This window comes from Negadavirga shengliensis (assembly GCF_042652345.1).
GTDB lineage: Bacteria > Bacteroidota > Bacteroidia > Cytophagales > Cyclobacteriaceae > Negadavirga > Negadavirga shengliensis.
On the sequence record NZ_JBHSJJ010000004.1, the window covers coordinates 499,984 to 526,695 of the forward strand.

Genomic DNA, 26,712 nt, shown 5'->3' on the forward strand with positions numbered 1-26,712 from the left:
CCCAAAAAAGTCTGAAGTATAAATATAACGAAAATATAATTATTCGTAAGTACCTAGACAAAAATAAATTAAAGCAATGGATTACAGGCTTATTAAGGAAAAATGGGATAGATAACAAGCCGTAGACCATCAGAATTATGGGGCGGAAAGGTTCTGCCACGAGTGAAATTGTAAAAGTCCCAATATTTTGTTTTTGTCATAGGTTGGGCTTAGTGGCTTTACTTCCCGATGCAGAACTTACTAAAAATATTAGCTAGCAAATCATCCGTCGTGATCTCGCCGGTGATCTCGCCGAGGTAGTGGAGGGAGCGGCGGATGTCCATCGCCAGAAAGTCATTGGTGACCTGATCGTCCAGTCCCTGGAGTACATCGAGCAGCGATTCACGGGTTTTGACGAGTGAATCATAATGCCTGATATTGGTTACAATGGTGTTGCCCGTCCTGAACTTGTCCAAATTCACCAATTCCAATATCTTGTTCCGGAGCGCGTCCAGGTTTTCCTTCAGACCCGCCGAAATAAAAATTGTATCAGGATGTTTATTATTTAACTCACTGATAAATAATTTATTAGACTTATCTGTTTTATTGGCTACTTTAACAAAAGGTACCCCAAGATTTTCCAGTTTATTGACATCGCGGTTGATCTCCACCATATCCGTATCACTCAGGTCAAAGAGGTACAGGATCAGGGAGGCGGTCTTCATTTTCTCCTGGGTACGGCTGACACCGATGGCTTCTATGGTATCGGTGGTTTCCCGGAGCCCGGCCGTGTCAATGAAACGGAAGATCACCCCGCCGATATTGATCTCGTCTTCGATAAAATCCCGGGTAGTACCGGCGATGTCTGATACAATGGCTTTTTCTTCGTTGAGGAGGGCATTGAGTAACGTGGACTTCCCCGCATTCGGTTTGCCGGCGATGACCGTGGGCACTCCGTTTTTGATCACATTGCCCAGGTCAAAGCTGCCGATCAATTGTTCCACCACGCGCAACAGCTTTTCCACCAGAACTTTGAGATCATTACGGCTGGCAAATTCCACATCTTCTTCTGTGAAATCCAACTCCAACTCGATCATGGAGGCAAAATGGATAAGCTGTTCCCGGAGGGATTTGATTTCATCACTGAAACCTCCCCGCATCTGGCTCAATGCGGCCTGATGGGAAGCTTCGGAATCGGAATGGATCAGGTCTGCCACTGCTTCCGCTTGAGCCAGATCAAACTGGCCGTTCAGGAAAGCCCTTTGGGTGAACTCCCCGGGTTTGGCCGGTCTGGCCCCCTGGCGGATAAGGAGCTTGATGACCTGGCTGACAATATACGAGGAGCCATGGGTGGAAATCTCCACCACATTTTCTTTTGTAAAGGATCTCGGGGCTATAAACAATGAAACCAGTACTTCATCAATGATCCTGTCGCCGTCCCTGATGGTGCCAAAATGAATGGTATGCGAAGGCTGTTCTTCCAGGTCCTTTCCTTTGAAAACCTTCTTGGTGATGCGCACGGCATCTTTTCCTGACAGCCTGATAACAGCAATGGCCCCGACTCCCTGAGGAGTGGCCAGGGCCACGATCGTATCTTCTTTCTCCTGAAGGGAAAAACTCATTTAATTTTTGAAATTATCCAGCAAGGAATTGAGGGCAGCTACAAACGGTTTGGGTTCCCTGTAGCCAGGCAATTGAGTGATGTTTTCCATTGCGGCATCCATAATGACAAAATTGGGGTAGGAGCTTACCCGCATTGCCCTTGCCATGGTCTCTTCGCTGTATTCCTTGCCTCTGAATTCAAATTTCTTATTTTTGTCTTCCGCATTTAATTTGACAGCATAGAAATTATGGTTGACGTAGTCTACCACTTCTTTGTCGGTAAACGTGTCTTTGTCCATCTTTTTACACCACCCGCACCAGTCTGTATAGACATCGATCAAAATCATCTTTGGATTTTTTTCCACCAGATCAATGACCTCTTCAAAGCTGTACCAGGTGATTTTATTGTCTTGCGCGGTGGCCACTTGATACGTGAACATGACCATCAGCAGCCATATGACTCTTTTCATGGATATACTTCTTTCTTTGAATCTTATTTAAATCAAATATAATGCAATTTTTTGAGTCTTGTAGACCCGTCCGCTGTTATTACCGGATAATATCTAACCAAAATTGGCGATTTGCGGTTCCTTCCGCATTTTCCGCAGGTTTTTTCGGTTTTTAATTATAAGGCTATGGGTGCAATAGTACCATAATGTTGATGGCCACTTCCCTGGATAAAAACAGTTTTTTATGGTTGTCTACCATGACTTCCAAAGAGCCGTCAAACTCCACCTTTTCCAATGCTTCGATTTTGGCCCCTATGTATACACCCACCTTGTCCAGGTATTTCAAAAAGGCAGCACTGGAATCATTTACTGCTACAATTTTTCCCGGGTGATGCAGGGGCACCTCACTTAATGCTGCTTTAGGCCTTGTCTTGATGTCCCCAAATTCGTCAGGAATAGGATCCCCATGAGGATCAAATTTCGGAAAACCGAGATAATCATCCAGCCTGCTGACAAGTAGGGGGGATTTGACATGCTCCAGCTCTTCTGCCACCTCATGCACCTCGTCCCAACTGAACCCAAGTTTGTCTACCAGGAACACTTCCCAAAGACGATGTCTGCGAATGATGTGTAGCGCCATTCTGATCCCCGAGGGGGTGATGTCTACTCCGTAATACTTTTTGTAACCAATAGTCCCTTTTTCCGATAGCTTCTTGAGCATGTCACTGACCGAGGCAGGTTTGGTTTTCATTTCATGGGCGATCTCATTGGTGGAAACGTTTTTTTTCCCCCCCTCCGATAGATGGTATATGGCTTTGAGATAATTCTCTTCTGCATTGGTAAGCGGCTTCATAAAATAAAATCGGTTGACCTTCCAAATATACTGATTTAGATTTAGCTAAAAAAATTATCCGTTCATGCCTAAATATGGTGTGGATAACTTATTTTTTTATGTGTGTTCATTTTAAAGCTGATCTATATTTATATTTAGACATATCTAATATTTTATCAATACATTGATTTACAATTAATTATGAATTAATTTTTGGTAACATTTCTGTCAAGTGTAGCCGAAATGAGGTTCTTAGAAAAATCCTATCTTGGAAAAACCAATCCCTTTTCAGGGCAATAAAATCCGATCAACCAGCTCAATAAACTTGACCTTTTCATGCTTCCAAAGGACGGGGCTTTCGGGTTGGGTTTTGTAAAAAACTTTGGACAAAAAGTTTCCCATAACGTCTTTGGCTTTCCCGGTGGCCGAAAAATCAACCCCTAAACCCGCAGGGCCGGAGCAGATCATTTTTTCCCATATTGGATTTTTGCTGATCAAAATGGGTCTCCCCAGGGCAAGCGCCTCATATAATTTAGTTGGGACTTTGTCCCTAATACTGGGAAGCAGGAGATAAGGCAATACCATCACATCCGCTTTTTGCATGCATTTTCTTAAAACCTCGTGGGGTATAGGGACGGACGAAAGATTCAAAGATATTTGTTGATGGGAACGCGCCAGGGCTTCTACCTGATTTCTGAAAGAAGGGACCGGTGCATGACCGACGATATGCAAACGAATATTAGGGTAGTCCCCTAATAGGGACAGAAACCATTGCAAGGCTTTCTTTACACCATATGCTTCTGTGATGGTCCCGGAAATAAGGAACCGGATGTGGGCGTGAGGGTTAAGACGAACGGGAACAGAGGAATCGGAATGCCACGTTGACTTATTTTCTATGACGGTGTAATTTTTTACCTGAGGGAATTCCTGAACATAACATTTTTCCGCAAACAGGTAGTGATCCACAAAGGGGCCGGCGGTTTTTTCACAAACCCTGATAAAGAGAGCAGCCGGTTTCCGCAAGGGTTTGGGCAGTGTATTATTATAAATCACGTTTTTGCCGTAATTTTCCTGTACATCATACACAAGCCTATAACCGAGAAGCAGTTTGCCTAACACTGCCGCCGGTAAAAGTTCATAAGTGGTGACGATGATAAGCCGGGGTCTGGTTCTAAAAAGGACCTTTAGCATCCTAAAAGACACCATGATTCTGGTAAAATGCTTTCTGCTTTTTGAAAAAACGCTATGGAACCTTATATTTTCATGGTTTGGTGTTTTTTTTGAAGAAAAACCTATGATGTTAAGGTCGTATTTATTTGTTTCACGCAATGAATAAGCCAGTTTAAACAGCATCCTGGGATCATTGACAGGTTTCAGGACAGAAGCGATGACGACAGGTGTTTTCTGACTCATATTTTAGAATAACAAACTATATAAACTAAGCTAATATAAATATTTATGGAATTACAGCATATCATAGAAAAAGCCTGGGACAATAGGGCGCTGTTGAATGAAAAAGATGTACAAATAGCCATTAAAACCGTAATTGCCGATTTGGATAATGGTTCGTTAAGGGTAGCGGAACCTTCCCAAGACGGCTCCTGGAAAGTAAATGATTGGGTTAAAAAAGCTGTAATTCTCTATTTCCCCATTCAAAAGATGAGAACGGTTGAAGTCGGACCCTTTGAGTTTCATGATAAGATGGCGCTGAAAACCAATTATGCCAAACAGGGAGTAAGAGTGGTGCCGCATGCGGTTGCCAGATATGGCGCATTTCTTGCTAATGGTGTTGTGATGATGCCTTCTTATGTGAATATAGGTGCTTATGTCGATAGCGGCACGATGGTGGATACATGGGCCACGGTAGGTTCTTGTGCGCAGATCGGTAAAGACGTTCACTTAAGTGGAGGAGTGGGAATCGGAGGGGTTTTGGAACCAATTCAAGCCGCGCCTGTTATTATAGAGGACGGAGCTTTTGTCGGATCCAGAGCTATCATTGTGGAAGGCGTCCGGATAGGCAAGGAAGCGGTAATAGGAGCCGGTGTCACCCTCACTGCCAGTTCTAAAATCATTGATGTGACTTCAGATGAAGCTAAGGAATATAGAGGATATGTTCCTGAGAGATCGGTAGTTATACCCGGTTCCATCACCAAAAGCTTTAAAGCTGGTGATTACCAAGTACCCTGCGCCTTGATTATAGGTCAGCGAAAAGCTTCGACGGACCTCAAGACCTCTCTTAATGAGGCACTGAGGGAAAACAACGTGGCAGTTTAATTAAACATAATTTATGAATTTATCAAAAAATATTCTTGTATGGATAGGCATTTTTGGATTTTTGATTTCCTGCGGAGAGAGCAAATCTTCTCAGGGAGATGTATATTTCAACAATGAACAATATGAGGAGGCCATCCAGTCCTATGAAAAATTCCTGCAAAGCAGGCCCAAAGACATAAAGGTGCTGTACAACAAAGGCAGAGCCCATGAGGAACTTGGAAATTTTGAAGAAGCGGAAGAAAGCTTCAAAAAGGCACTTGAACTTGATAAAAAAAATGTCCAGATCCTTTTAAGCCTCTCCAACCTGTACCATAAAATGAAAAAACCGGAAAGTGCGCTGATGTATGCGGATAATGCGGTGGAGATTTCTGGCGCACCGGCCATGGCCTATTTCCTCAAAGGCCGTTCGTTGCACCAGCTCGGCAATGCCGACGAAGCCATGAGAGAATACAATGCGGCTATCAAAATGAATCCGAATTATGGACAGGCTTACTATTACAGGGGAATGCTGAAGGTGGCTACGGACAAAACAAACCAGGCCTGTGATGATTTCAGAAAGGCCCTCAATAATAAATTTGAAATGGCGCAGGAAAGTTTGAACAATTATTGCCAATAAAATAAAAGGGCTGTCTGCGGTTGTTACTTCAGGCAGTCCTAATTATTTTCAATGCCGGTGAAAAGGATTTTTAAAACCTGTCCTGAATGACAGGGGGCCGTTTTCCTGATGATCACAGATTTTTTCGGAAGGGATTAAGCCTTTTGCTTGGCAGACCCTGCAGTCATCAAATTCGATAAGCTTTCCCTCACATTTTGAACAGGGGAGTCTTCCTTCTCCAGAGCACCGCTCACACTCAAAATATTCCACGATATTGAAAACGTTTTTCTTTGTGACCAACCCCTTTCCAACACACCTGCTGCATCCTATGACACCTTGACCTTTGCAAAGACTGCATGCCTGTTCTATCTGTTTTTTACCATCACAGGTGGTACACGTGGTATATCGATAACCTCTGTTGTCGCAATAATTGCAGGCCCTTATTTCATTTAGGTGAACTTCCAATTTTTTCTCCAGCTCTTTTGCCTGTTCATAATGCTCTCCGTTATATCCGTTGAGATCGAGGTATTTCTTTATAAAATTGGCGCTGTTGTCATACTGTCCCAAATGATAAAGTGTGGCGGCAAAATGATAGGGCATTTCCGGGGGGATCGCTGTATTGCTGTTGATGATTTCCCTAAAGTGGCGGTTGGCCTTCTCATAATCCCCCTGTTCCATAGCCGTAAGGGCATTGTTCATCATCCTGCTGGTTCCTCCAAGGCTGGGCCTTGCCTGACACCAGGCGGCTGTATGCTGCAGACAAAATAGAAGAGCGACCAAAATGCCTACATGAATATTTTTACTTAAACCAACTGTCATAGTCCGTACTGCTTTCTAACCTGTTTTCGAGACTGTCGGGTAGCATAGGAAAAAAGTCTATCCCCGAAAATCGCTCTAAACTATCTACTGTTATTGCATATTCCAATAAAGGAGCATTTGATTTTTCATTTTTTAACAAAAAAGCTATCATTTTGTACTCAGGTGGATGGATATCTAATATTACCTTATAGAAATAATCCGGTACCCTTACCTTATTTTGGCCAATATGCGGTGCGTGCGCCTCTATAATTGGCCCGGTAACCACCACGAGAGATCCATGCTCTTTGGCCCAAGACCGGATTTGTTCTTCAAGTTTTTTCCAAACCCCCCTGTTAAATGAAGGGTTTTGCGGAGAGATATTGCTCATGTAAAAACTGCTTTCCATTGCCTCACTTGAATATACAAAATCCCCCGCAGGAGCCAAATGACCCCGGTCAAAACCGGAATGCAGGTAGTCGTTGGGATGCGCAGAACCCGCGATGATGTTGGGGTCGGTTTTAAAATTATTATTCCTCCTCTTATGATTGCCTGACAGCATGCTTTTGTCCAGCCGGTGAGCTACCCACTGCGCCTGCTCCGACTCTTCGTCGTACAACAGCATAAAGCACCGGTGGTCTATCAACTGGGCACCTTCGGTTGACACGGACAAAATGGTGGGGACAATAAAATCTTTGAGTTGGGTAAGGGAATCCATCCAGTAAAGGAACGGATCGTCCGTTTTTTGGGCAGGTAAACCAGGGGCATTTTCAGTAAAAGGGGTATTGGCTACAGCATTATCTCCTGTGGAGAAAGCAAGGTGAGCTGAATGAAGGGTCGTTTCGGTGTTCAGGTATTTTTGCAACTCTTTGACACTGTATACAGCCAACAGAGGAATGAGAAGCACCAAACCTATAAAGATGAAAAATGATATTTTTTTACCTTTTTTAACTTTTATTTTCTTATTTTGCCGTTTAGTAGGCATATTTTTCTCTTAAAATGGATAATTTTGATTTTATTACTAAACGGTTAAAATACCATTTTGTAATTTTCTATGAATAAAATCGGAGTCATTGGCGGTGGTGCTGCTGGATTCTTTGCTGCCATCCACGCTGCAGTCTCGGGCCATAAAGTTATTATATTCGAAAAAACCTCCAAAATACTTTCCAAAGTAAAGGTTTCCGGGGGTGGGAGATGTAATGTCACCAATGACTGTTATGAGATTTCAAATTTGATAAAGGGGTACCCGAGGGGTAACAAGTTTTTAAAAAAGTCGTTCCAGCATTTTAATGTGAAAGATACGATCACTTGGTTCGAAGACAGGGGTGTCCAATTGAAAATTGAGCCGGACGGCAGGGTGTTTCCGGTGTCGGATAATTCTGCTTCAATTATTGAAGTGCTGGTAAATGAAAGCCGGAAATACAAAGTGGAAATATTGAAACATCATTCCATTGATGCTGTTGTTTTTAGAAACCAGACCTTCGAATTGGAGGCCGGCCAAAAAAGTTACACGGTCGATAAACTGGTTGTATCCATGGGAGGCAGTCCAAAGCCTGAGGCTTATGATTTTATCCGTAAACTTGGCCATTCCGTCATTTCGCCCATTCCCTCCTTGTTTACCTTTAATTTACCTGATGAGCCGATAACCCAGCTTAAAGGAATTTCGCTGCCGGATAGTATGATCCGGCTTGAAGGCAGTAAACTCAGTTATTCGGGACCACTGTTGATCACCCATTGGGGAATCAGTGGACCTGCAGTGCTTAAGCTTTCGGCATTTGGTGCGGCTTTTTTGCATGACAAAGCCTATAAGGCTGTAGCCTTGATACGGTGGCGGCATGATTTTACGGAAGAAGGTCTTAGGCAAGACCTCTTTGCCTTTCGGGAGGGGCATCCGAAAAAGAAAATTGCATCCAATCCAATGTTTAATCTTCCGGCACGTCTTTGGGGGTTTTTAGTTGGGCAATCGGGAATAGCCGCCTCTGCTTCCTGGCGTGACAGCAGTAAAAAAGAAGTCAATAAATTGGTTGAATATTTATTCAAGTATCCATTAAATATATGTGGAAAAACCACCTTTAAGGAAGAGTTTGTTACAGCGGGTGGTGTTTGTTTAGAAGAAGTAAATCCCCATACTATGGAAAGCAGGATGGTGCCGGGCCTTTTTTTTGCAGGTGAAGTTCTGAACATGGACGGGATAACCGGTGGTTACAATTTTCAGGCTGCCTGGACTACGGGGTACTTAGCAGGTATAAACGCATCAAATGACTAACTATGGAAAAAAAACACAAAAACATAGATTTCCAAAAAGTGGAGGAAATTGTTGAAGGTGATTCGGACTTCCGAAAGCAGCTCCTCGAGGCGATCATTTTGGCGGCGCAGGAACTAAAAGAAAAATACCTTAGGGGAATTGACGAGAAAGACGTGGAACGCATCAAACAAGCCAGGCACAAGATAAAACCTACTTTGGGGTTATTTGATTTGCAGAAGTTGCGTATGGTGTTGGGGCGCGGGAAACAACTTTTTTCTGATAACGGTCTTAACCAGGAGCTGGACTGGCATAAACAGGAATTGGCTGAGGCCATTGATGATTTGATGGATGAAGTAAGGGAGCAACTCAAAGAATGACCCATCTGTACAATGCCGTTGATTTCCCATTCCACATACCCAGGTCCCCCAAAATACTACCTGAATAGCCACATTGAAACGGTCATACCCAGTCTGTTCAGGAAAATAGAAGGGATAAAATACCTTAGGGAGCGGATTCATACGCCGGATGGTGATTTTTTGGATTTGGACTGGTCAAGAGTAGGAGGGGAAGCACTTATTCTGATTTCTCATGGCTTGGAAGGAAGCAGTAACCGCCACTATGCCAAAGGACTTGTAAAGCTTTTCAACAGCAGGCAAATGGATGCGATGGTCTGGAATAACCGTTCTTGCAGTGGGGAAATAAATCTTCGTCCCATCCTGTATCACCATGGAGCTTCTGACGATCTTAAAACAGTGATCGAACATGTATTGAAAAACAATGATTATCAATCCGTGTTTTTGGCCGGGATCAGTATGGGAGGAGCCCAGACGTTGAAATATCTGGGCGAAGAAGCAGCGGATATCCCTGAGGCCATCAAAGGAGCAGCTGTGTATTCCACTCCCTGTAATTTGCCCTCTAGTGCCTCCACTTTGGGGTTAAAAATCAACAGCTTTTATAAAAACAGGTTCCTGAAAAAACTTAAGAAAAAACTCATACTTAAGGCCGGGCAATATCCCGATTTAATTGATCTTGAGCGCCTGGGCCGGGTGCATGGATTTGAGGAGTTTGATACTTATTTCACGGCACCTTTACATGGTTTTAAGGATGCAGAAGATTTCTACAGGTCCGTCAGTGCAGACAACTGGATGTCCCTAATTACAGTACCTACATTGATTATCAACGCCTTAAACGATCCGTTACTGGGAAAAGCCTGCTATCCTGTGCAGTTAGCAGAAAAACACAGACATGTCTATTTGGAGATGCCAAAAAGGGGAGGGCACACAGGTTTTACGCTGGGTTCTGAATTTACCTGGGTAGAATACAGACTGTTTCAGTTTTGTGCCGGCCTATTAAATTTATAATTCAAATCCATTTTTGGCATACTCCTTGTTAATCTCCCCAATGTGGGGTCAAAAACGGGATTTGACCAGGTTATTTATCGTCCGGTGTCAGTTCGACCTGTCTGATATTTTCTGAAATTGTTGTCAGTTTGTTTTTAGGGTATAAGGTTTTTAGGATAGGCGTAATGGGAGAGAAGTCTCTCTGATAGGAAAATATGATTATAATAGCTATAGGTGCATCGGCGGGAGGTTTGGAACCATTGGAAATTTTTTTCAAAAATCTGAATCCAATTCCCAATGCCGCATTTGTTATTATTCAACATCTGGCGCCTCATCACAAAAGCCTTATGGACCAACTGTTGAAAAAGCATACATTGCTTCCTATAGAAATCATAGAAGATGACAAGCCGATCAAAGAAGGGGTCCTTTATCTGAACCCGCCCAACAAAATCGTTCACTTAGGTAAAAACCTCCATTTTAAACTCGAAGACAAACCTGCAAAGGGGCTGAGTTTCCCGATAAGTTCTTTTTTTGAATCTGTTATAGCGCACGGCAACAACGATGTGATAGGAATCATTTTGTCCGGTACGGGCAGCGACGGCTCCGACGGCATGAAAAGGATAAAAGAAGGGGGAGGTTTTACGATGGTTCAAAACCCCGATGAAGCTAAGTTTGACGGAATGCCAAAGAACGCGATTTATACCGGTGCGGTAGACATGATCCTACCCGTAAAAAAACTTGCCGCAAAAACAATCAAGCTTGTAAAAGGAATAGAAACAGTGCCTCACAAAAAGCACCATAAAAAGGAAGCTTTTTTTAACGAAATACTGACCGTCCTCCAACAACGGACCGGAATCGATTTCAAAACCTATAAAGAATCCACTGTACTGAGAAGGATTGAAAGAAGGATGTCGATTCTTGGAATAAGGTCCTTTTCTGAATATTGTGAGCATTTGATTAGATCTGCCGATGAGGCGAACCTTTTGTGCAATGACCTGTTCATAGGTGTCACCAGATTCTTTAGGGACGAAAAAGCTTTTGAAATTCTGCAAAAGGAAGTCATACCAAAAATCTGTGAGAAAGAAAACCCAACAGAACCTATTAGGATATGGGTTCCCGCTTGTTCGACGGGAGAAGAGGTGTATTCCATAGCTATTCTGGTGCACGAATATCTCATGGAAAAAAAGATCGCTAATCCCGTTGTGATTTTTGGAACAGACATTGATCGGAAAGCGGTCAAAATAGCTGGGATGGGGATTTATAATGCAGGCATATTAAAAGAACTGGATTCAGAGAAATTAAAGAAGTTTTTTGTCAGCCTTCCGGACGGAAAATTGAGAATCAGCAAAAAAATCAGGGAGTCCATCGTATTTTCAGTGCACAATGTATTGGATGATCCTCCCTTCAGTAAAATCGATTTGATAAGTTGCAGGAACTTTTTGATTTATCTTAAAAGCGAAATTCAACAAAAAATATATACGTATTTTCGATATAGTCTAAAGCATGGTGGTTTTCTGTTCTTAGGTAATAGCGAGAGCCTGGGAAATATGCAAGAAAATTTTATAGAAGTGGACAGAAAGTGGAAGGTGTTTTTAAACAAACAAAGCACTCCTCTCCCGGAAGTCCCGGCGATTAAAAGAAATAGCAAACGAATCAGCAATCGATTACCAACAATGGAAAATATGAATCAGGTTGTTCAAATCCAGAAAAAGAAAATTTCCAAAGAAAAACTCAATTCTACTTTGATTCAAAAGTATGTACCGGACTCTGTAATTTGTGATCAGAAATTCAGCATCCTGCATACGGTGGGGCCTGTACTGGAACTCTTCAATTTTCCCCCGGGCGAATTTACCTATAATCTACTGGATATTGTTCCCGATAACCTTCGGTATACGCTGGATGTAAGTTCCAACAAAGTGCTGCAACATGCAGGTCATATCAAGATCCCGGGTGTCAAATTTGAATCCAAAGATGAAGGAGAGCTATATACACTTAAGCTACGTCCGTTAAAACTACCCCATGATGATGAGTCTTTGCTCATGGTAGAAATAATTAAAAACAAAGAAGATAACGGAACAACAGCAAACGATTCCGATCAGATTGAAATCAAGCGATTGGATTTGGATAAAGACACTATTTACAAAATACAGGAACTTGAAGAAGTGGTTAAGTCCACAAGGGAAGATCTGCAGAACACCATCGAAGAGCTGGAAGCCAGCAATGAAGAACTACAGTCCACCAATGAAGAACTTCAGAGCAGCAATGAAGAACTTGAATCGGTAAACGAAGAGTTGTACACGGTGAATGCCGAATACCAGGAGAAAGTGGAAGAACTATCTTTATTGAATGATGATCTGAACAACCTTCTCAACAGTTCCGACATTGCCATCCTTTTCCTGGATGAGAACTTATACATCCGAAGACACACCAAATCCATAAGGAAAATTCTAAACATAACCGATGGGGACATCGGAAGACCCATAACAGATTTCGCCACAACGATAAGCACGGAAGATATAATAAACAATATAAACGAGGTGCGTGAAAACCTTAGCAGTAAGGAGGTTGTCGTCAAAGGGGCGGGCGGTCATGTTTATATCTTAAAAATAACGCCTTTCAGAACCTACAAAAATAAGATAAAGGGTATCGTGCTTTCTTTTTTTGATATTACAGAGATCAAATCCAATCAGAAACAGCTTGAGGAACTCGAAGAAACGCTCTTAACGGCAAGAAAGAAAATCAGCGAACAGGAAGACCTCTTCAGGATGATAGCGTTGCATTCCAGTGATTTCATAAGTATTTTAGACATGAACAACACCTATGAATATGTCTCACCAAGTTGTAAGGAACTCACCGGCTGCCTGGAAGAACAACTGATCAAAAAGGACTTTTTTGAACGGGTGCATGAAGAAGACATGGAAAAATTACTGGATTATTTTGAACTGGCCAAAGCAAACAAAGCAAGCCACCCGATTCGATACAGATATAAAGATGTGAATCGTAACCACAAATGGTTGGAATCAAACATAAAATGTATTACGGACAGCAATGGCAAGGCGATAAAGCTTTTGATCACCTCCCGTGATATCACTTCCACTGTAGCCTATCAGGAGGAGCTTGATCTGCTCTCCAATATCGTCAGGGAAAGTGAAAACAGTGTGATTTTGACCGACACCGAAGGCAAAATAACCTGGGTAAATGAATCATTTGGCAAAAGAACCGGGTATTCTTTGGAAGAGTGCATCGGAGAAATACCGGATGATCTGCTCCACGGGGACGAAACGGATCCTCATGTCGTTGAAGTAATGGCGGAGGGGATCAGGCAAAAAAAAGGATATGATGTTGAGGTGGTTTACTATACCAAAAAGAAAGAGAAGTTTTGGGTCAGGGTGCAATGTCAGCCGTTTTACAATAACACAAAGGAACTGAAAGGTTTTTTTGCCCTTCAGAGTGACATCAGTTTTAGGAAGGAAATGGATGAAAGATTTTTGAGGATAAACCGCCAGTTAGAGGAGAAAAATATCCAATTGGGTATCATCAACAACGAATTGAGGCAATTCGCGCACATGGCTTCCCATGATCTCAAGGAACCCGTCAGGGGAATCACCAGTATAATCGACCTTATCAAAGAAGATTACGGTGACAAGTTGGACGAGGAAGGGAAGATGATATTGGATATGGCCATCGAATCAGGAAACAGAATGCTTCATCTGATCAACGGTTTATTGGATTATTCCAAGACCGGCGAAATCAAGGAGGAGCTGAAAGTGGTAGATCTCGATCATATCATCAATGTGGCAGTCGGCAATCTTAAAGTAATCATAGAAGAAAACTATGCCGAATTCAACATCAGCAGTATACCGAAAATAATCGGTTATGAGCAATTGCTGGTCCGGCTTTTCCAAAATCTTTTTAGCAATGCCATCAAATACAGAAGGCAAAGCCGTCCCTTGATCGAAGTGAATTCAAATGAAACGGAGCACCATTATCAGATCAAAGTCAAGGACAATGGGAAAGGGATTAAAAGGGAAGATATGCCCAAATTATTTAAAGTTTTTTCCAGGCTCACCAATCATTCCAAAGTGGAAGGATCAGGCCTCGGATTATACATATGCAAACAGATCATGGAGCAGCATGGAGGAGAAATTGGCGTGGAATCTACCTTTAACTCGGGTACCACGTTTGTGTTGACATTCCCCAAAGTAAAACAATAAAAAGAATTATGGCCATCAGTTTGGTAATGATCGATGACAGCCAGGTCGATATTATGATGGTGAAAAACGCCAGCAAAAAACTCAAAGAAGCCGTTGATTTTTCCAGCTTTATTTCTCCCGAAGAAGCACTGGAGTTTATTGATAAGGTCAGCCGGGGAGAACTACACCTGGATGATTTGATCATCCTTCTGGATATCAACATGCCTAAAATCAGTGGATTTGAAGTCTTGGATCTGATCAGAAAAGATATGGAAATGTTCAGTACACCGGTGATCATGTTTTCTACCAGTAGTAATCTTGAGGATTTTCAGATTGCCTTGGAAAAAGGGGCCAACGCTTATCTGGTAAAACCAATAAGTACCCGGGATTACAACAATGTGATTCAATCAGCGGTAGGATTCTGGAAGTATCATTGTCACTGAAGTCTTTTTAGGGCGAGTTCACCGATGGTATCACCGATAGAAAGCGCGCTGGTAGCAGCCGGGGATGGCGCATTGATCACATGAATGGCACCTTTCCGCTCCTGTATCACAAAATCATCCAACAACCCGCCTTCTTTGTCACACGCCTGGGCGCGCACACCCGCTCCACCATCCACCAGATCGGATTCCTGGATGTCCGGAATCAATTCCTGAAGAGCAGCTGCAAATGCCTTTTTCGAAAACGAACGCCTGTATTCACCCAAGCCGGTCTTCCAATATTTTGAAGCCACTTTTCTCAACCCGGGCCAGGAAATAGAAGCCATAAATTCCTTCAGATCAAAATCGGTTTTTTTGTACCCTTCTTTGCGGAAAGCCATCACCGCATTGGGCCCGGCTTCCACACCGCCTTTCATCATCCGGGTAAAATGGACACCAAGAAAAGGAAAATTAGGATCCGGCACCGGGTAAATCAGGTTTCTGACCAAATATTCCCTTTCCTTTTTGATTTTGTAATACTCTCCCCTGAAAGGGATGATCCGAACCTGAGAGGGCTGCTTGCCATGCATTTCCGCGATCTTATCAGAATAAAGACCCGCACAATTGATCATCAGCCTGCATTCAAAATCCCCACGGGTAGTATCGATTGAAATCGTGTTGTTTATCTCGTTAATATCCAGCACTTTATGTCCTGAAAAAACTTCACCTCCGGCCTCTTGGAATTTTCGGGCATAAGCCTGCGCTACCTTTTTAAAATCGATTATGCCCGTCTGGGGAATATGTAGGGCACCCACTCCCTGGCAATAGGGTTCATATTCCTTCAGCTCATCCATGGTAATCGACTTGCTGCCCTCCAGACCATTCTGAAGTCCTCTTTCCAGAAGCCCATATAAAAGCGGCAGTTGCTCTTTTCGCGTGGCCACCACTACCTTTCCGGTGATCTCATAGGGTATACCTTCCTCTTCACAGAACCTTAGGAGCTGCTTGTACCCGTTGATGCAGTTGACAGCTTTTAAGCTTCCGGGCTTATAGTAGAGTCCGGAATGGATTACTCCGCTGTTGTTACCGGTCTGATGCATGGCCAGTCCGTTTTCTTTTTCAAGAACAGCTATTTTTAACGCGGGCTTTTTACTTTTCAGCTTCATGGCCGTAGCAAGCCCCACGATTCCCCCACCTATGATGACTATGTCGTATAACATGTGACTGTGATAAATAAAAGCGTAAATATAGCAATGTAAATCTTATTTCAAGGCCTCCCGAATAAAGCCCGAAGGGATTTTGATGGTAAAATCCGCAGCCGGTCCCGATTGTTACCAGTCATCATTTTCGTCAAGTGGTTTTTCCTCCGAACCGGAAAAAAAACGTTTGATATCTGGATTTTGGCCATCCCATTTGAGTTCACCCATTTGCATGAACCTGTTGACTTCCAGAAGGGATTCAAAAGTAGGGTGCTGGACATGTTTGGGAACGCCCATTATCCTGGGATCAGCCTTGGAAAGCCGGGATACTTTTGGATTGAATAAGAACGGCCAAAGGGTTTTCGCACAGGCTATACAAATATGGTCTATATAGTACTGCTCTAAGTATTCATCAAGGCGCTGACCGATTTCTTTGAAAAAGATCTCCGTGGACGCCAGCCGTACCCGGGAACCGGCCCTGGATTTTCCTTTGGTGTTCAGGTACTTGACCTGGCTTTTCCCCTGTTTTTTCCGCACCATATAGGCATGGAAGGTTTTGTGATCGATGGTATCGCCGTTTTCAAAATAGCCTATCGACGCAGCACCCGCTCTGACCAACAGTATCACCCAATGCTTCTCGGTTTCCGTCAAGGCAGCATTTTCCTCAAAATAAACGGTTTGAATAGGAAGCCTAAGAAAGGCCTTGTTCTTTTCCGTCCCGGTAAATGCCAATTGATGCTTTTCCGATTGATATTCGATTCCATACTTTTCCGCCTGTGCCCATCTTAAAAAAGAGAGGGAGTCTTCAGAGGAAATTAACTGGTGTGTCGTTTGCATACGGGATTCTCCTTACCAATATCACTACTATGTCGGTTAATAAATTTTCCTTTGCGAAAATGACAAAAAACCTTTAAAATCAAATACTAACTTTGTTTTGTCATCTTCAAAAATGCAGCCCAATTTCCCTTCAGGGATAAAAGGCAAAAATTGGCTTGAATTTCCCCCGAACTTGTCCCCGTAGGACAGAGGCCCTTATGGTTTCAGGCGGGGCGCTCGCGGGGCTTGGTGCGGGCACCCTTATGGGCTTTTCAAAAACCATCCTACGGATTTATATAGAAGAAAACAATCGGAAGGTTTTATATGTCAAGCGGTTTTGATTACTTTTAAGGTAAATAGAATAATTCAGTTATGGTATCCCAAAATAAGCCCCTGTCGGACGGGCAGCTACATCATTATCATCAGGATGGCTATGTGCTCGTGAAAGGCTTCTGCTCAAAAGCAGAAACAGAGAAGTTGTATAAAATCGCGTTGGAGGATGAGGCGATGGGCAAAAATGCCTTGGATCTGAATGACCAAACGGGCAAAAAAACCAGGCTATCCCTGTGGTTTACTCCCGGCAATGACCCCTTCGGGTACCTGGTCCGCAGTGAGAAAATGGTACATGCTGTGGGGCAGTTGATGGGAGGGGAGTCTCCCGTCTGTCATTTCCACTCCAAATTGATGCAAAAAGAACCCAAAGTGGGCGGCGCCTGGGAATGGCATCAGGATTACGGCTATTGGTACAAAAACCAGTTTATGTTTCCTGACCAGGTCATGAGCGTCATGGTGGCCCTTACTGAAGCCAACCGGGAAAACGGATGCCTGCAGGTCATCAAAGGCTCGCATAAAATGGGCCGGGTAAACCACGGCTTTGCCGGTGAACAGGTGGGGGCGGACATGGAGATGGTCGACAATGCCCTCAAAACCATGGACCTGGTTTACTGTGAACTGGAACCGGGGGACGCCTTGTTTTTCCACAGCAACCTCCTGCACAGATCGGCGGCCAACTTATCTGATCATCCCAGGTGGTCCATTATCGCCTGTTACAACACCCAGGCCAATATTGCCTACAAGGAAACTTCCACCGCCTGGAAAGTGCCCTTACAGACCGTTCCCAATGAAGCCATTTTGGAATGGGAATACGAATCACTCTCCAACGCCGACTTTTTGAAAAAAGAAAACGATCCCGCGCTGAAGGATACCGGCTGGGAAGGAGACGTCAAAGTCAACTAAGCGACTATATTACCATCTACAATAAAACCAGAAAACCATGAAAATAGCCATGCTGGGTTCGGGCTTTATAGCCCGTTTTTATACCGATACCTTACATGCCCAAAGAAGAGAGGATACCATTCATGTAGTGTATTCCCGTAATGAAAATAATGCCGCGCGTTTTGCCAAGGATTATGGATTGCCAGCCCATACCACGGATATGGAGGAAGCGGTAAACCATCCGGAGGTAGAAGTGGTCATCATTGCCCTGCCCAATCACCAGCATGAGGAGGCTGTACTGGCCTGCGCCGGTGCAGGCAAGCATGTGTTGTGCACCAAGCCTTTGGGAAGAAATGCCAAAGAGGCCAAAACGATGCTTGAGGCAGTGGAAAAAGCGGGGGTGTTCGGCGGATACCTGGAAGACCTCTGTTATACGCCTAAATTTTTGAAATCGGTAAAGAGCATCCAAGGCGGGAGTCTGGGAAAAATACTGTGGACAAAGTCCCGGGAAGCCCATCCCGGGCCGCACAGCGATTGGTTCTGGGACAAGGAAAAGTCCGGGGGCGGGGCCATCATCGACCTGGGCTGCCATTGCGTGGAGATAGGCAGAAACTTTATCGGAAAGGATGTGAAGCCCCTGGAAGTCATGTGCTGGGCGGATACGCAGGTACACCCCATCGATGCGGAAGACCATGCCATAGGCCTGGTCAGGTATGCCAATGGGGCCATAGGGCAGTTCGAGGTCAGCTGGACCTTCAGAGGGGGAATGGACCTGCGGGATGAGGTGATGGGCACAGAGGGCACCATCTGGCTCAACAGCTTTTTGAGGACGGGTTTTGAGATGTTTACCACGGGAAAAGGAACGGGCTATGTGGCCGAAAAGGCGGAATCAGATTCCGGTTGGCTGTTTCCGGTAGGGGATGAGGCCCATGAATTGGGCTATCCGCATATGTTTACCGACATGTTCGATGCACTGGAGTCGGGCAGGGAACCGTTGGAAACCTTCTACGACGGTTATGTGGTCAACGCTATTTTGGATGCGGCCCTGCTCTCCGCGGAAACCCGGCAATGGGAGCCGGTGGTTTTGGAAGACTGGCGGGGAAAAACCGGGGAAACGGCGGCAGATGGCAGACAAAAGTACGATGATGCGCATTACCTGATCAAAAGGGAGGTCCTGCCCAACGGAGATGAAAAGCTGATTTTGAAGCATATCGCCACGGGAGAGGTGATCCAGAAAGTAAAGCAGGCCAGCGAATAACAAAGCCATCACTAACCCTGCTTTGTCAGGTTTTACCCCCGGCCCCTAAAGGGCAGGGAAAAATCAATCCGGTCCCCGTCCATCCACTCCACCCAGGAATTTTACAAATGACCGCAGATGGTTTTTCCCCTAAATCCAATCCGCTCTGTTTTTCATCTACCTGTTTCCATCCCGCCCATCGGAACCGTATCAAAAAAGACAGTAATAATACAATTGTAGTTTAAGGAATAAAGATTTAATTATAAAGTCATATTGTTAAAATATTATTATAATATATTTAAAAATTCATATATTAAATCATTAGGAAATTAATTTTTCTTCTTCTATTTTTCTTAAAAAAAGAAAATGATAAGGTATTTTTTAACCATCGTTTTTTTAGTGGGTTTCAGTGCATCCGCTTTATGCCAGCAAGGTAAGGCTTCCCCGGGAGAGCACCGGCTTTTTCCTGACAGGAACACCTACAGCTTGGGCATCAACACCCAGTTCGCGATAGACGGATTGCTGGACCAGAGCACCTTTACCCCGGTGGAAATATTATGGAGGAAGGGCATGAAAAGCAACCAGGCTTTCAGGACCAGGATAAAAGGCATGCTGGCCAATACCGACAGAAATGATGAGCAGGAAAGGCGGAAAACCCATCAATCCCAATTGGCCCTGGCGTTAGGGTACGAATGGCACCGGCCTCTTGGCAACCGATTCGGTTATTATTATGGGATGGAATTGGAAATGGGCGTTCAGTACCAGGATTCGGTAAGGAATTATATAGACTTTGAAATTGGCGAATTTCATACAAAAAGAAAAGAATCTACTAAAACCAATCACTTTATTATACTTCCTTTTGTTGGCTTCACATACCAACTATCTCCGAAGTTATATATATCTTCTGAATTTAAACTGGAAATAAATTATCATACAATTGAAAAATATTCCGAATTCTCATATGCTCTTTTCGAAAATCCAGACGATTACGTCATTGGATCATATGGAAAATTTGATGTTCATATTTTTAAATTGAACATGAGACCATATACAGGAGTTTATATTAACATAAAATTTTAAACGTGTGAAAAAGACTTATCCATTATTGCTGGCAAGATACTTTTTATCAATCATTTTTCTTACAGGTTTCAGTGCATCCGCTTTATGCCAGCAAGGTAAAACGTCCCCGGGAGAGCACCGGATTTTTCCTGACAGGAACACCTACAGTTTGGGCATCAACACCCAGTTCGCGATAGACGGATTGCTGGACCAGAGCACCTTTACCCCGATGGAAATATTATGGAGGAAAGGCACGAAAAACAACCAGGCGCTACGTGCCCGGCTAAAAGGCATGCTGACCAATACCGACAGAAATGATGAGCAGGAAAGGCGGAAAATCCATCAATCCCATTTGGCTTTGGCGTTAGGATACGAATGGCACCGGCCTCTTGGCAACCGATTCGGTTATTATTATGGAGGGGAACTGGAAATGGGAGTGAATAACGACAACGTTACAAGACATTTCATCAATAACACATCAATCGGGGATTTTTTTGTGAAGAGAACGGACTTTGAGAAAACGCGTAGGATTGGTGTTTTGCCTATAGCAGGTTTCACCTATAATCCATTATCTGGCGTGTTTGTTTCGCTTGAAATGCGGCTGGAAATTTTCTATGAAAAGCTCAAGTTTACTTCGGATTCGTTTATTGCCCCAATTGAAACTCCAAATGATTCCATGCCTGGTTCTTGGGGCAGATATAACATAACAAGCTGGAAATTGAATTTCCAGCCTTATTCGGGAATTTTTATTAACCTTGAATTTTAACCACATGAAACGAACGGTAATCATCACGTTTTTTGCCTTGATGGGCTGTATCCATGCATTTTCCCAAAACCATCCCAAGCAGGATGAAGCCCCGGTTTTTGTTCCCGATTCCTTGGGTAAATATGAGCTGGGGATCAACACCTATTTTGCCTTTGACAGGTGGATGGACCAAAGCATAAGGTCCCCTTTTGAGATCCTGTTACGTCGGAAAATAAAAACCGACAGGATGTTGAGGTTAAGGGTTTACGGCAATTTAAGCAGGTCCAGGAAGGTGGAATTCACCACCACGGACATGGACCGGCTAGGCAAGTACGGCCTGGCCATCGGGCACGAATGGCTAAAGGCCATCAACAGGAAATGGCAGTGGTATTACGGGCTGGAACTGGAAGGCAGCCAGGACCGCCGGCATATCCTTCATGAAAGGATGGGCTGGGATGCGGCAACGGATATTTCTTTTTGGGAAAAAAGGGATAACTACCATCACATTGACCGGCTGGCCCTGTCGCCTCTGGCGGGTATCCGGTTCTCCCTGTCGCCCCGGCTGCTGTTCAGCACGGAATTCCGCCTGGTCAGTTCCCTCGGGCGCCAAAGAATTACAATTGAAGATTCCACAAAAGCACTGGATGAGGGCGCCAGGTACCAGCTGCAGTCAACAGGTGGACATACCATAAAAGAAAACGGCATCCGGTTCCAGCCCTATACGGGAATATTTTTGAATTACCGCTTTTGATGGCAGTCCCTTTTTCTCCCCGGCTTGGTCCATGGATCTGATAAATTTCCACGGCTCAGGTTACTGATTTCTTCCGGACTTGCCTTCAAACCCTTGCTCTATATCTTGACCACAACCGCCTGTAACAAAATCTAACAGCCTGAGTAATTTTTGATCAACGGGATTATATTTGTAGACAATTTGCCAGATAAATTATTTTTGGATTTATATTGTCATTTGTCTAAAATTTACAAACAAAACGATGGGTTTTAGAATTATTTTTAAAACCTGTAGTGAAATAAGCATTGAATATGCGATCTGCATTGACCTTGGGTTTGTTGTTCCTTCTATATGGCGTGGCTTTTGGCCAGAAAATCAACCGTTCTTACCGGTTACACATCCAGAAAGCGGAATCCCCCATTATGATAGATGGGGTGGTGGACGAACAGGCATGGCTTGATGCGGATGTGGCCAAAGATTTTTATATGATTTTGCCCATGGATACCAGCTATTCGCAGGTGGAAACGGAGGTAAGGATGACCTATGATGATGAAAACCTGTACCTGTTGGTGATCAATCACCATGCCGTGCCGGGACCCTACTATGTAGAATCCCTGAGGAGGGATTTTGTCTTTGGAAAGAACGATAATTTCCTCCTGTTCATGGATACGTTTGATGACCAGACAAACGGCTTTTCATTCGGTGCCAATGCAGCGGGGGCACAATGGGACGGTATCATGTTCGAAGGCGGTAAAGTGGACCTGAGTTGGGACAACAAATGGGTTTCCAAGGTTCAGAATTACGATGACAAGTGGGTTTTTGAGGCGGCCATCCCCTTCAAAAGCATCCGCTATAAAAAAGGCATCAAAGAATGGGGCATCAATTTCAGCCGGCTGGATTTAAAAACCACTGAAAAATCCAGCTGGGCGCCCGTGCCCCGTCAGTTTCCCTCCGCCTCGCTTGCTTATACCGGTGTGCTGGTTTGGGACGAGGCGCCGCCGGAAGCCGGAGCGAATGTGTCCGTGATCCCCTATGTCATGGGAGGAAGAGTAAGGGATTTCGAAGGGGGTACGGAAACCAATTATCAAAACAGGGTAGGAGTGGATGCCAAAGTGGCCCTAAGTTCTTCCCTGAACCTTGATCTTACGGTGAATCCCGACTTTTCACAGGTAGAGGTGGACAGGCAGATTACCAACCTGGACCGGTTTGAACTTTTTTTTCCCGAAAGGAGGCAGTTTTTCCTGGAAAACGGGGATCTGTTCGCCAATTTTGGTTATGAAACCATCAGGCCCTTCTTTTCGCGGAGGATAGGGCTGGATGCCCCCATACAGTTTGGGGCCCGGCTTAGTGGAAAGATCAACCGGGATTGGCGGATAGGCGCCATGAACATGCAAACCGGCCGGGTGGAAGAAACCGGCCTTCCCGCCCAGAATTTCAGCGTGGTGGCCCTGCAGCGGCGGGTGGGCCAAAGGTCCAATATAGGCGCTATATTTGTCAACAAGACTTCCTTGGATTATGACCCGTCCCAGGAGCCCGGAGCACCGCAATATTCCCAGTTCAACCGCAATGTGGGGTTGGAATATAACCTGGCCTCCTCCAATAACCTATGGACTGGCAAAGCGCTTTTCCTGAAATCCTTCAGCCCGGATAAATCAGGTCATAACGGTATTCATGCGGCTAACCTGAGGTATTCCAGCGGCAACCTTACCTGGGAGTGGAAACATGAATACGTTTCCCCCAATTATACCGCAGAGGTAGGTTATGTGCCGCGGACGGGGTACTACAGGATCAATCCGAGTGTTGCCTACCTGTTTTTCCCAAAAAGCAAGAAAATCTTAAGACACGGTCCGCAAATCACTACCTCCCTTTTTTACAATATGGACCTAGAGCAAACTGATAATATCAGCATGTTGGCTTATACCGTCAGGTTCAGAAGCCAAAGCGATCTGACCGTCTGGACCGGACACGACCGGATACTTCTCCAGCAACCCTTTGATCCTACCAACTTCAGCGGGGATACTCTGGCCACCCATACGGACCACAATTGGAGGACCTTTGGAGCGGAGTATATTTCCAAACCCCAAAGCCTGTTCACTTATTCCCTTTCCTCTCAATTCGGGGGGTACTACGCGGATGGAGACCGATTTAATTTTGTGGGAGAAATGGGGTACCGGTTCCAGCCCTATGTAGGCATCACCATGAATGCCAACTATAATGAAATCCACCTGCCCAAGCCTTGGGGCAAGACCACCTTTTGGTTGGTGGGACCGCGGCTGGATGTGACATTCACCAATACGATCTTTTTGACCGCATTTGTCCAGTACAACGAACAGATAGACAACATCAACCTCAACACCAGGTTCCAATGGCGTTTTAAACCGGCATCCGACCTGTTTCTCGTATTCACCGATAATTATTTACCGGCTCCGTTTTATGTGAAGAACAGGACCCTGGCATTGAAATTCACCTACTGGTGGACCATGTAAAAAGCAACAAGAATTCAGAAAGAAGAATCAAGACCACTGGGGGGTGCATCTCAGGTATTTTTGTCATACGTGTAGTCTCCTCAAATTCCCACAGCAAAAATAGCCAAGCAATAAGGTAGTGTCATGTCAAATGTAAATTGACGGAAATATCGACGATTTTTTATCCACTCCTGACTTTTATCCACACCTCACTAAAATACATAAGGTAACCAGAATCTTAAAATGCCATGATGCCGGTTATATTTTGTGACATTCTTCTTATCTATTTTTAACTCAAAGACCATCGGACCAGCCAGAAACACCCCGGCAATTCCAGCCTATAGGAAGCGGCAGGAGTGTGGTCAACTTCTTCAAAAATGAAAGATCAATCTAAAAATAACACCCCTACACCTGTCGGGAAGTCAGAAAAAAGGTCATCTCTGGGATTTCTTCTACCGGTTATTTCGCTTGCTGCTTTTCTTTGGATGAGTAAAACGGGTCTTATCCCTGCAAAAGCACACCAATCTGACCATCCTGTTTGGCCGGCAATGCAGGAAAGTCCACCCTTCAAAGTTCTCTACCCTGCGGCGGATACAGTTCTGTTGGATACGGCTTTATATAACCGGATGATCTTGCATCTTGTTCATGACAGGCCGTCGGGGGGATGGCCAGTGGAAACCCCTTTTCCTTTACCTGATGCTGTCCTGCCCTTTAAAAGGATTGTGGCCTACTATGGTAATCTGTATTCACCGGGGATGGGGATATTGGGAGCCTTGTCTCCCGATGAAATGTTGGCCAAACTCCAGGAAGAAGTGAAAAGCTGGGAGGATGCTGATCCTTTTACACCCGTGCAGCCCGCATTACACTACGTAGCTGTCACGGCGCAGCCAGCCCCCGGTGCAGGAGGCAGATACCGGCTAAGAATGCCTTCCAGCCAGATCGATCGGGTATTGGAAATCGCAAAGGAAATCGAAGCACTGGTCTTTCTGGACATACAGGTGGGCCACAGTACGCTACAGGAAGAGATACCTTTGCTGGAAAATTACCTGTTGCTGCCACACGTGCATATAGGGATAGATCCTGAATATTCCATGAAACGGGGACAGGTACCTGGCAGCGCCATTGGGACGTTCGATGCTGCGGATATCAACTATGTTTCCGGATACCTGGCAGGCCTGGTAAGGGAGTACGGTTTACCTCCCAAGATCCTGATCGTGCACCGTTTTACCAAAGCGATGGTAACGGACTATAAAAAAATCGAAACCCTGCCGGAAGTTCAGATTGTTATGAACATGGACGGGTTCGGATTCCCCGCCAAAAAGATCAATACCTACCAGCGTTTTATAGCCGGAGAGCCCGTTCAGTTTACCGGATTCAAATTGTTTTACCGACAGGATACACGGGACAGCCGCTGGCCAGAGTTGATGCAACCCGGAGAAATTCTAAAGCTCTATCCCAAGCCCATCTATATTCAATACCAGTAAGACCATTACTTTTATGTAGGTCAGGGTCTTGACATTGAAATCCAAGTAATTAAGGGCTGATGCAACATCACTCCCAGCGATCCAGTCCCAGCAGCTTTTTGCCCAAGGGACTTAGTTCAGCTACAGGGTATTTGGTTTGTTCCCACTTTCTGGGATCCCCCGGGAAGGCAAAGCCCTCGGGAGGGAGTCTTTCTTTCCAGGATTTTATTCTCCATTGCCTCATCTCTTCATTGTCCTCTTCAGCCGGCATCATGGAAATATATTGGGCCATCCTGACTTTATTTTCACTGTGATTTGGCCTGATCCCATGGGGGAGGGTGCTGTTGAATATTAGCAGGTCTCCTTCTTCCAACAAGACTTTGGTCAGATCAAATCCTGTGATGTCCGGCTTGAAACGGTCCCTGTCTTCCGGCTGGTCTTTTTTCCAGGTGTCATAGCAACGGTACAATTCCGGCACACATTGGAAGCCGCCCTGCTTGGGATCCATCTGGTCATTTAAAGCGACTAACCCCTGGACATTTTGGGGCCTGGTTTCGGGATCATAATCCCAGTGGATAAACCCTTCGAATTCAAAGTCAGGCTGTACAGGAAGATTGAGGTTGGCCCGGTCTATGGTGACCCAAAGCTCGTCGATGCCCCAAATGTCGGTAAATGTATCATAAACCTTTGGATACTGCCTGATGTCCCATAAATATTGATGATGGTAGATTTCCACCATGCCGCTGTTGGTCAGTTCCTTCATTTTCATCTCTACCCCGCCAGGAGGGTACCAAGTACTTTTATCGTTGGGATCTTTCTCTTCAAATTCCCATAGTAAATCCGCAAGCCGGCCGGTATAGTCCCGGGGAACAGCATGCTTGATGATTACATACCCGTTTTGGATCCAAAACTCCCAATCTTCATCTGACAGTACTTTAAGCGGCTTACCGTTGGAGCGGTCGTTTAATTTTTTTCTACTGGAAGTTGCCGTAGAGGGGTTTCCGGGTATCTCCTGATGATATTTATTGGCTGCCATGGTTAGTTATAGTGGTTGTTTGCT

Annotated in this window: 23 protein-coding genes; 14 read left to right on the forward strand and 9 right to left on the reverse strand. The window is 44.6% G+C overall.

Annotated elements, in window-relative coordinates:
- Positions 1–218: 218 nt before the first annotated feature.
- The 4 genes from mnmE to ACFPFU_RS09770 form a co-directional block, all read right to left on the reverse strand.
- Complete coding sequence (gene mnmE, locus ACFPFU_RS09755) at positions 219–1,601, reverse strand: tRNA uridine-5-carboxymethylaminomethyl(34) synthesis GTPase MnmE (RefSeq protein ID WP_377063948.1); 1,383 nt, start codon at positions 1,599–1,601, stop codon at positions 219–221.
- Positions 1,602–2,051: a thioredoxin family protein gene (locus ACFPFU_RS09760; protein WP_377063950.1), complete on the reverse strand. Its 450-nt coding sequence runs from the start codon at positions 2,049–2,051 to the stop codon at positions 1,602–1,604. It lies immediately after the preceding gene.
- 163 nt (positions 2,052–2,214) lie between these two features.
- Positions 2,215–2,883 carry a metal-dependent transcriptional regulator gene (locus ACFPFU_RS09765; protein WP_377063952.1) on the reverse strand — a complete coding sequence of 223 codons (669 nt, stop codon included), beginning with the start codon at positions 2,881–2,883 and terminating at the stop codon, positions 2,215–2,217.
- A gap of 267 nt (positions 2,884–3,150) precedes the next feature.
- The gene (locus ACFPFU_RS09770; RefSeq protein ID WP_377063954.1) at positions 3,151–4,275 is read right to left on the reverse strand and encodes a glycosyltransferase; all 1,125 of its coding nucleotides are present in this window, start codon (positions 4,273–4,275) and stop codon (positions 3,151–3,153) included.
- A gap of 45 nt (positions 4,276–4,320) precedes the next feature.
- On the opposite strand from ACFPFU_RS09770, the gene ACFPFU_RS09775 reads away from it, so the two are divergent.
- Positions 4,321–5,136, forward strand: coding sequence for a 2,3,4,5-tetrahydropyridine-2,6-dicarboxylate N-succinyltransferase (locus ACFPFU_RS09775; RefSeq protein ID WP_377063956.1), 816 nt, complete (start codon positions 4,321–4,323; stop codon positions 5,134–5,136).
- A gap of 13 nt (positions 5,137–5,149) precedes the next feature.
- The gene (locus ACFPFU_RS09780; protein WP_377063958.1) at positions 5,150–5,752 is read left to right on the forward strand and encodes a tetratricopeptide repeat protein; all 603 of its coding nucleotides are present in this window, start codon (positions 5,150–5,152) and stop codon (positions 5,750–5,752) included.
- A 48-nt stretch (positions 5,753–5,800) separates the two neighbouring features.
- On the opposite strand, the gene ACFPFU_RS09785 is transcribed toward ACFPFU_RS09780, so the two are convergent.
- Both ACFPFU_RS09785 and ACFPFU_RS09790 read right to left on the reverse strand, forming a co-directional pair.
- Positions 5,801–6,550, reverse strand: a complete 750-nt coding sequence (locus tag ACFPFU_RS09785; RefSeq protein ID WP_377063959.1) for a tetratricopeptide repeat protein — start codon at positions 6,548–6,550, stop codon at positions 5,801–5,803.
- Entirely contained in the window at positions 6,531–7,511 is a 981-nt protein-coding gene (locus tag ACFPFU_RS09790; protein ID WP_377063961.1) for a DNA/RNA non-specific endonuclease, read from the reverse strand. Before ACFPFU_RS09790 ends, ACFPFU_RS09785 begins: the two co-directional genes overlap by 20 nt.
- 69 nt (positions 7,512–7,580) lie before the next feature.
- On the opposite strand from ACFPFU_RS09790, the gene ACFPFU_RS09795 reads away from it, so the two are divergent.
- The 5 genes from ACFPFU_RS09795 (at position 7,581) to ACFPFU_RS09815 (ending at position 14,747) form a co-directional block, all read left to right on the forward strand.
- Positions 7,581–8,792, forward strand: coding sequence for a BaiN/RdsA family NAD(P)/FAD-dependent oxidoreductase (locus ACFPFU_RS09795; RefSeq protein WP_377063963.1), 1,212 nt, complete (start codon positions 7,581–7,583; stop codon positions 8,790–8,792).
- 2 nt (positions 8,793–8,794) lie between these two features.
- Positions 8,795–9,148, forward strand: a complete 354-nt coding sequence (locus tag ACFPFU_RS09800) for a hypothetical protein (protein WP_377063965.1) — start codon at positions 8,795–8,797, stop codon at positions 9,146–9,148.
- 12 nt (positions 9,149–9,160) lie between these two features.
- Complete coding sequence (locus tag ACFPFU_RS09805; protein WP_377063967.1) at positions 9,161–10,132, forward strand: YheT family hydrolase; 972 nt, start codon at positions 9,161–9,163, stop codon at positions 10,130–10,132.
- A gap of 194 nt (positions 10,133–10,326) precedes the next feature.
- Complete coding sequence (locus ACFPFU_RS09810; RefSeq protein WP_377063969.1) at positions 10,327–14,325, forward strand: CheR family methyltransferase; 3,999 nt, start codon at positions 10,327–10,329, stop codon at positions 14,323–14,325.
- An 8-nt stretch (positions 14,326–14,333) separates the two neighbouring features.
- Positions 14,334–14,747 carry a response regulator gene (locus ACFPFU_RS09815; RefSeq protein ID WP_377063971.1) on the forward strand — a complete coding sequence of 138 codons (414 nt, stop codon included), beginning with the start codon at positions 14,334–14,336 and terminating at the stop codon, positions 14,745–14,747.
- Here the strand turns inward: ACFPFU_RS09815 and lhgO are convergent.
- Both lhgO and ACFPFU_RS09825 read right to left on the reverse strand, forming a co-directional pair.
- Positions 14,741–15,943, reverse strand: coding sequence for an L-2-hydroxyglutarate oxidase (gene lhgO, locus ACFPFU_RS09820; protein WP_377063973.1), 1,203 nt, complete (start codon positions 15,941–15,943; stop codon positions 14,741–14,743). The two genes, ACFPFU_RS09815 and lhgO, sit on opposite strands and share 7 nt — an antisense overlap.
- 111 nt (positions 15,944–16,054) lie before the next feature.
- On the reverse strand, positions 16,055–16,759 hold the full coding sequence (locus tag ACFPFU_RS09825) for a hypothetical protein (RefSeq protein ID WP_377063975.1): 705 nt from the start codon (positions 16,757–16,759) through the stop codon (positions 16,055–16,057).
- A 351-nt stretch (positions 16,760–17,110) separates the two neighbouring features.
- On the opposite strand from ACFPFU_RS09825, the gene ACFPFU_RS09830 reads away from it, so the two are divergent.
- From ACFPFU_RS09830 to ACFPFU_RS09860, 7 genes are all read left to right on the forward strand, one after another.
- Positions 17,111–17,974: a phytanoyl-CoA dioxygenase family protein gene (locus ACFPFU_RS09830; protein WP_377063977.1), complete on the forward strand. Its 864-nt coding sequence runs from the start codon at positions 17,111–17,113 to the stop codon at positions 17,972–17,974.
- Positions 17,975–18,011: 37 nt separating this feature from the next.
- Positions 18,012–19,211, forward strand: coding sequence for a Gfo/Idh/MocA family protein (locus ACFPFU_RS09835; protein ID WP_377063979.1), 1,200 nt, complete (start codon positions 18,012–18,014; stop codon positions 19,209–19,211).
- A 345-nt stretch (positions 19,212–19,556) separates the two neighbouring features.
- Positions 19,557–20,270, forward strand: a complete 714-nt coding sequence (locus tag ACFPFU_RS09840) for a hypothetical protein (RefSeq protein ID WP_377063980.1) — start codon at positions 19,557–19,559, stop codon at positions 20,268–20,270.
- 4 nt (positions 20,271–20,274) lie between these two features.
- Positions 20,275–21,015, forward strand: coding sequence for a hypothetical protein (locus ACFPFU_RS09845; protein ID WP_377063982.1), 741 nt, complete (start codon positions 20,275–20,277; stop codon positions 21,013–21,015).
- A 4-nt stretch (positions 21,016–21,019) separates the two neighbouring features.
- The gene (locus ACFPFU_RS09850) at positions 21,020–21,745 is read left to right on the forward strand and encodes a hypothetical protein (protein ID WP_377063984.1); all 726 of its coding nucleotides are present in this window, start codon (positions 21,020–21,022) and stop codon (positions 21,743–21,745) included.
- Between the two features lie 290 nt (positions 21,746–22,035).
- Positions 22,036–24,210 carry a DUF5916 domain-containing protein gene (locus ACFPFU_RS09855; protein ID WP_377063985.1) on the forward strand — a complete coding sequence of 725 codons (2,175 nt, stop codon included), beginning with the start codon at positions 22,036–22,038 and terminating at the stop codon, positions 24,208–24,210.
- 356 nt (positions 24,211–24,566) lie between these two features.
- Complete coding sequence (locus ACFPFU_RS09860; protein ID WP_377063987.1) at positions 24,567–25,673, forward strand: hypothetical protein; 1,107 nt, start codon at positions 24,567–24,569, stop codon at positions 25,671–25,673.
- Positions 25,674–25,740: 67 nt separating this feature from the next.
- On the opposite strand, the gene ACFPFU_RS09865 is transcribed toward ACFPFU_RS09860, so the two are convergent.
- A complete protein-coding gene (locus ACFPFU_RS09865; protein ID WP_377063989.1) occupies positions 25,741–26,688 on the reverse strand; it encodes a phytanoyl-CoA dioxygenase family protein in 948 nt (315 codons plus the stop codon).
- Positions 26,689–26,712 lie beyond the last annotated feature (24 nt).